The 2005-nt window shown below is 68.1% G+C and carries 2 protein-coding genes; both read left to right on the top strand.

The annotated features are described in order from the left end of the window. On the top strand, positions 1 to 318 hold a 318-nt coding region (locus FKP22_RS32975; RefSeq protein ID WP_211361636.1), incomplete at its 5' end, for a helix-turn-helix domain-containing protein. A gap of 171 nt (positions 319 to 489) precedes the next feature. Further along, positions 490 to 1869, top strand: coding sequence for an FG-GAP-like repeat-containing protein (locus tag FKP22_RS28495; RefSeq protein ID WP_141291477.1), 1380 nt, complete (start codon positions 490 to 492; stop codon positions 1867 to 1869). Positions 1870 to 2005: the final 136 nt, after the last annotated feature.

Genomic DNA, 2005 nt, shown 5'->3' with positions numbered 1-2005 from the left:
CCCGAAGGCCCGGCGCTGCGGCTGGGGCCAACCGCCGCGCTGGATGCCCTGTGGGCGCTGTTCGAATCGCTGTGGGTCCAGGCCGCACCTGCCCTGGAGCCGCCGGCAGAAGGCCAGCAGGAGGCCGGCGACAAGTCGCTGCACGCGCTGGTCACGCTGCTGGCCTCGGGCGCCAACGACAAGACCATTGCCGGCGTGCTGGAGATTTCCGAGCGCACGCTGCTGCGCCGCATCCATGCGCTCAGCGACCAGCTGCAGGCGCGCTCCCGCTTCCAGTGCGGTTGGCTCGCCGCAGGCCGCTTTTCGCGCGACTTCTGATCGTCGCTGGTGCATGCCGCGCCGCCCCGCGCGGCCGGCGTGTCGGGATTGTGAAATGTCAGGAATCCGCCAGTCCGCTGCGCATCCATCTGCCCTCCAATGCCGTCACACCGCCGTTGCAGACCCCGACAGCTGCAGCCCGGATCACCCACAGATCGACGGAGTTGAGAGATGAAGATGATGGACTCATGGAAGCGCGCCACGCTGTGCGCAGCGCTGCTGGCCCTGGCCGGCACTGGCGTGGCGCAAGCCACCACCAAGGATGGCCTGGTCGACCAGCAGATGCTGGGCACCGCTGCGAACCAGCAATTCGGCTCGCTGCTGAACGTGCAAGGCGACTTCAACCACGACGGCATTCCGGACCTGGTGGTTGGCTCGCCGGCCGGCACTGACATGCGCGGCGCCGTGGACATCTTCTACGGCAAGGCCAAGGGCGTTGCGCAGCAGGCCGCCTTCCACTACGAGGGCCCGATGGCCTGGGCCCAGGTCGGCGCCTCGCCGGTGGTGGCCGACGTGAATGGCGACGGCTATCCGGACCTCATCGTCGGCGCGTCCAACTACTCCGGCGTCCAGCAATACAGCGGCGGCGTGCTGGTCTTCTTCGGCAAGGAACACGGCGTCTCGGCCGAACCCAAGCAGATCCTTGAAGGCCCGTCGACCAATTCGTTCTTCGGCTTTCGCATCCGCTCGCTGGGCGACTTCAACCACGACGGCTACGACGACATCGCCGTGGGCGCGATGGGCGCCAATGGTAGCCTGGGCCAGATCTACATCTTCAAGGGCGGCCCCAAGGGCCTGAAGAAGAAGCCGGTGAGCACGCTGGCCGGCGCCGCGCCGTGGATCTACTTCGGCCAGATGTTCGACGTGGGCGACGTCAACGGTGACGGCATTGCCGACATCATCGTCGGCGCCAGCAGCCCCACCGGCGGCATCCCCGGCATGACCTGGATCTACCACGGCACGCCCACCGGCTATGCCAACCGCGACGAGACCTTGTTCGCTCCGGTTGCGCTGGACGACACCGCCATGTTCGGCAGCAACGTCACCTTCCTCGGCGACGTGGACGGCGACGGCTTCGGCGACCTGGCCGTGGGCGCCCCACGCTACGCCGATGGCACCAGCTCGGGCATGGTCTCGGTGTTCTACGGCAGCGCCACCGGCCCGTCCGGCTCTGTCCGCACGCAGACGATCACCGCGGGCAGCGGCAAGCTGCTGTTCATGGGCGACAACATGCTGGGCCAGCGCGATTTCAACGGCGATGGCCATGCAGACCTGGTCGTCGGCACCTCGTCCTTCGCCCGGCCCAACGACGAGACCCAGCCCTTCCCCGGCGCGATCTGGGTCTACCGTGGCACGGCCACCGGCTTCGACACCGCGCACATCTACAAGCTCAACGGCGCCAAGAACACGCGCGACGAGTTCGGCATGAGCCTGGAAGTGGGCGACGTGAACGGCGACGGCGCGCCGGACCTGCTCACCGGCTCCGGCGTCTACAGCGACACGCTGAGCCAGCAAGGCGTTGTGCGCGTGATCTTCGGCTTGCCCAAGTGATGCAGGCTCCCGGCCTTGCGCAGGCGCGAGGCTGTTCGCCGCCGGCTGCGCGGCGTTTTCCTATCGCCCATCCAGGCCCAACAGGCCTGGGGCGGTGACGGTGGCGTGAAAGCGTCACCTCACCGGCTGCCGCGGC

Origin of the sequence: Ideonella azotifigens (assembly GCF_006519715.1) — a bacterium.
In the GTDB taxonomy this organism is placed as follows: domain Bacteria; phylum Pseudomonadota; class Gammaproteobacteria; order Burkholderiales; family Burkholderiaceae_C; genus Ideonella; species Ideonella azotifigens.
This window is presented reverse-complemented; position numbering and strand designations above follow the sequence as displayed.

What these genes read in the sequence shown, in the direction of transcription:
- FKP22_RS28495 (WP_141291477.1), top strand. Translation starts at nt 490, where the DNA reads ATGAAGATGATGGACTCATGGAAGCGCGCCACGCTGTGCGCAGCGCTG.